The 4,528-nt window shown below is 63.6% G+C and carries 4 protein-coding genes; all 4 read left to right on the forward strand.

Annotation, left to right across the window (positions count from 1 at the left end):
* Positions 1-1,442 (forward strand): cache domain-containing protein (locus MOV75_RS28355; protein ID WP_247006998.1); only part of this gene is annotated, 1,442 nt, incomplete at its 5' end.
* Positions 1,443-1,784: 342 nt separating this feature from the next.
* The gene (locus tag MOV75_RS28360; RefSeq protein ID WP_246923996.1) at positions 1,785-3,437 is read left to right on the forward strand and encodes an OFA family MFS transporter; all 1,653 of its coding nucleotides are present in this window, start codon (positions 1,785-1,787) and stop codon (positions 3,435-3,437) included.
* 86 nt (positions 3,438-3,523) lie between these two features.
* A complete protein-coding gene (locus MOV75_RS28365) occupies positions 3,524-3,805 on the forward strand; it encodes a hypothetical protein (RefSeq protein ID WP_246923999.1) in 282 nt (93 codons plus the stop codon).
* Positions 3,806-4,082: 277 nt separating this feature from the next.
* Positions 4,083-4,528 (forward strand): NAD(P)H-dependent oxidoreductase subunit E (locus MOV75_RS28370; protein ID WP_247006999.1); only part of this gene is annotated, 446 nt, incomplete at its 3' end.

Here is a 4,528-nt window from a genome sequence, read left to right on the forward strand (position 1 = left end):
GCATGGTCGTGCATGCGGCGAGCCGGGCGATGCTACCCGACGGCGGCGCCGCTGCGCTGGTCGGCGGCACACTGCTCAACCAGAACCTCGAATTCATCGACACGATCAACGATCTCGTCTATCGCGCGGCGAGCCTGCCGGAGGGCAGCCAGGGCACCGCGACGCTGTTCCTAGATGACGTGCGGATATCGACCAATGTCCGTCTGTTCGAGGGACGGCGCGCGCTCGGCACGCGCGTATCGGCGGCGGTGCGCTCGGCCGTGCTGGGCGAGGGACGCACCTGGCTCGATAGCGCCTTCGTGGTCAATGACTGGTACATCTCCGCCTACGAGCCGCTGGTCGACAGTTACGGCAAGCGGGTCGGCATGCTCTATGTCGGCTTTCTGGAGAAGCCGTTCAGCGAAGCCAAATACCAGACCTTGGGGATCATCATCGCAGCGTTCATCGCGATCACCGCCGCAACCGTGCCGATCTTCCTGCGCTGGGCGACCTCCATCTTCATGCCGCTGGAGCGCGTCACGGCGACCATCACCGAGGTGGAGCGGGGCAACCTCTCCGCCCGCACCAAGATGCCGGTGCTGGGTGACGAGATCGGCCGCGTCGCCGTTCATCTCGACAGCCTGCTCGACCAGATCCAGGAACGCGACCGACAGCTCCGGGAATGGAATGAGGAGTTGAACGTCCGCGTGCGGGAGCGCACGCGGGACCTCGAGCACGCCAATCTCAAGCTCGAGGCAACCACCAAGCAGCTCATCATGTCCGAGAAGCTGGCTGCGATCGGCGAGATCACCGCCGGCGTTGCGCACGAGATCAACAATCCGATCGCGGTGATGCAGGGCAATCTCGACGTCATCCGCAGCGTGTTCGGGGCCGATGCCGACAAGGCGAAGATCGAGTTTCGCCTGCTCGACGAGCAGATTCACCGCATCAGCCAGATCGTGACCAAGCTGTTGCAGTTTGCAAGGCCGGAGGAATATGCCGGCTATGTCGAGCGCCACGCGCCGACGAGCGTGATCTCCGACTGTCTGCCGCTGGTGCAGCATCTCCTGAACAAGACCGAGATCGCCGTGGCCAGGGACGACCGCGCCAACCGGCTCGTGCTGATGAATCGCAACGAGCTGCAGCAGGTCCTCGTCAATCTCATCGTCAACGCCATCCACGCCATGCCGGACGGCGGAACCCTGACGCTACGCTCCTTCGATGTCGAGCGCGACGGCCGTCAAGGGGTCGCCATTGAGGTCACGGATACCGGCATCGGCATGAGCGCCGAGGTGATCGAAAAGATATTCGACCCCTTCTACACCACGAAACGGCGGCAGGGCACCGGGCTGGGCCTCTCCATCAGCCAGACGCTGATCAAGCGCCAGGGCGGACAGATCACCGCCGAAAGCCGCGTCGGTTCCGGGAGCACGTTCACGGTGTGGCTGCCGGAAGCGAGCTGATGGGACATTTTGTCCGAGGATTTCAGGACATTCTGTCCGGCGCGGCACATTGCACTGCGGGAAGCCATTGAATCGTCACGATGTGACTTCTGGCACGCGCGTTGCTCATATCAAGACAGGGTGTTGAGGGGGATGAGGGGCGCGATAGCCGTCACTGCAACGCTGCTTGCAAGGTGAAGGGACATCACCCGCGATCAGCTGCTAGCTCGGCGCACATGACGCGATGCGCACCACACGATTCCGCTTCGGCATGAAGTCCGACCGGTCATGCGCGGCTGTCAAGCACGCACGACTGGTCTCAAACCGATGTGCCGGCAAGGCCGCGCTTGGGAGGTAATGCTTATGACGACTGCCGATACCGTTCTTGCACCGGTTGGTGCTTCCGGCTTTCTCGATCGTGAACGCACGATAGCGACGGCCGGTTTCAATCGCTGGCTGGTGCCGCCGGCGGCGCTGTGCATCCATCTGTGCATCGGCATGGCCTACGGCTTCTCGGTGTTCTGGCTGCCGCTGTCGCGCGCGATCGGCATCAGCGCGCCGAAAGCCTGCCCCGACATGTCGCTGTGGCAGGAGCTGTTCACGACCAGCTGCGACTGGAAGGTCGCCAGCATGGGATGGATGTACACCCTGTTCTTCGTGCTGCTCGGTATCGCGGCTGCGGTGTGGGGCGGCTGGCTGGAGCGCGTGGGGCCGCGCAAGGCGGGCTTCGTCTCGGCGCTCTGCTGGTGCGGCGGTCTCTTCCTCGGTGCGATCGGAGTTTACACCCATCAGCTTTGGCTGTTGTGGCTGGGTTCGGGCGTGATCGGCGGTATCGGCCTCGGCCTCGGCTACATCTCCCCGGTGTCGACGCTCGTCAAATGGTTCCCCGATCGCCGCGGCATGGCGACCGGCATGGCCATCATGGGCTTCGGCGGTGGCGCCATGATCGGCGCGCCACTGGCGAACCTCTTGATGAACTACTTCAAGACCCCGACCTCGGTCGGCGTCTGGGAGACCTTCGTCGCGATGGGCGTCATCTACTTCGTGTTCATGATGATCGGCGCGTTCCGCTATCGCCTGCCGCCGCCCGGCTGGCAGCCCGAGGGCTGGACCCCGCCGTCCAAGGCCAACGCGATGATCTCGAAGAACAACGTTCATCTCAACGATGCGCACAAGACGCCGCAGTTCTGGCTGATCTGGTGGGTGCTGTGCCTGAACGTGTCGGCCGGCATCGGCGTGATCGGCATGGCCTCGCCCATGCTGCAAGAGATCTTCGCCGGCAAGCTGATCGGCCTTCCGGACGTCGGCTTCAACGCGCTCGACGCCGGGCAGAAGGCGCAGATTGCCGCGATCGCCGCGGGCTTCGCCGGATTGCTCTCGTTGTTCAACATCGGCGGCCGCTTCTTCTGGGCGTCGCTGTCGGACAAGATCGGGCGCAAGAACACTTACTACACGTTCTTCATCCTCGGCATCGTGCTCTACGCGCTGGCGCCGACCTTTGCGGCGATGGGCTCGAAGCTGCTGTTCGTGCTCGGCTTCGGCATCATCCTGTCGATGTATGGCGGCGGCTTCGCCACCGTGCCGGCCTATCTCGCCGACATGTTCGGCACCCAGTTCGTCGGCGCCATCCACGGGCGGCTGCTGACGGCATGGTCGACGGCGGGCATCATCGGCCCCGTCGTGGTGAACTACATCCGCGAGTTCCAACTCGCGGCCGGCGTGCCGCGCGACCAGCTCTACAACACCACGATGTACATTCTGTGCGCGATGCTGATCGCGGGCCTGATCTGCAACTACCTGATCAAGCCGGTCGATTCGAAGTGGCACATGAAGGACGCCGATGTCGCCAAATTGCAGGCGGCGAGCGCCAGCGCTGCAGCTGCGGGGCCGCATGGCTCCTACGGCATCGGCTTTGGCGGGCTCGACGCCAGGGCGGGGCTGTTCTGGGCCTTCGTCGGCATTCCCTTGGCTTGGGGTGTCTGGAAGACGCTGGAAAGCGCGGTCAAGATCTTCTGATCGCACATTCATCGCGAGCGGGAGCGCACCGAGGGCGCGCTCCCGCTGCTCATTTCAATTGTTTCAAGCTTACCCTGGGGGATTCGATGGTTCGTAAACTCGCTTGTGCCGCCGCCATACTGCTCGTCGCCGGCGCCCTGCAATCCGCATCCGCGCAGACAGCCGCGGCACCGGCCGTAACGCCGCCCGCCGCGACCGAGGCCAAGCCCGGCAAGATCAAGCTCACCGCGCAGAAGCTCAAGGACATGAAGGCCAAGTGGAGCGCCAACAAGTCGAAGCTCAAGGAGTGCCGCAAGGACGTGAAGGCCAAGGGCCTGGCGGGTGACGATCGCTGGTTCTATATCGAGGAGTGCATGGGCAAAAGCTGACCTGGTCAGCACCGGGGCGTGGAGGGTAAGGCTCGAAGCGGAGCGCGATACGATTTCGCTATCGCAGCATAGGAAGCCTTTATTGATCTCCAGACCAATTCAGGCTTCGTTCTATCGGTTCGCGCCTTGGACGAACGCAAGACCGGGTCCGTACGGCGATCCAGGGTTTGCCTTGGGCTGCGCCCAACTGCTTCAGCGAGCAAGATAATTCCCTTGGCATCTGGCATGCCAAGGGCTAGAACTGGAGTTGTTCTAAAAGACAGATTGAGACGAATCGATGAGCCACGACGTGCACAAGGTCCGCCCGTTCGAGCACCCCGGTGAGGGGCGCCGACGCGCCAAGGCCACCCCTAAAGGGCGCCAGGTCGATCCCACTGCCTCGCACGAGATCGAGCAACTGCTCGGCGACAGGCCGCGGCGGCGCGATCTGCTGATCGAATATCTGCATCTGATCCAGGATAGATATCACCAGATCTCTGCCGCGCATCTCGCCGCGCTCGCCGACGAGATGAAGCTCGCCTTCGCGGAGGTGTTCGAGACCGCGACCTTCTACGCGCATTTCGACGTGGTGAAGGAGGGCGAGCCGGACATCGCCCCGCTGACGATCCGCGTCTGCGATTCGCTGACCTGCGCGATGCTCGGCGGCGAGAAGCTGCTCGAAGACCTGCAAAGTGCGAGCGGTCCCGGCATTCGCGTGGTGCGCGCGCCCTGCGTCGGCCGCTG

The sequence above is a fragment of the Bradyrhizobium sp. PRIMUS42 genome (assembly GCF_023006515.1).
GTDB lineage: Bacteria > Pseudomonadota > Alphaproteobacteria > Rhizobiales > Xanthobacteraceae > Bradyrhizobium.

Bases quoted from the DNA above. Each gene is read 5' to 3' on its own strand.
- MOV75_RS28360 (WP_246923996.1), top strand. From the start codon at position 1,785: ATGACGACTGCCGATACCGTTCTTGCACCGGTTGGTGCTTCCGGCTTT.
- MOV75_RS28365 (WP_246923999.1), top strand. From the start codon at position 3,524: ATGGTTCGTAAACTCGCTTGTGCCGCCGCCATACTGCTCGTCGCCGGC.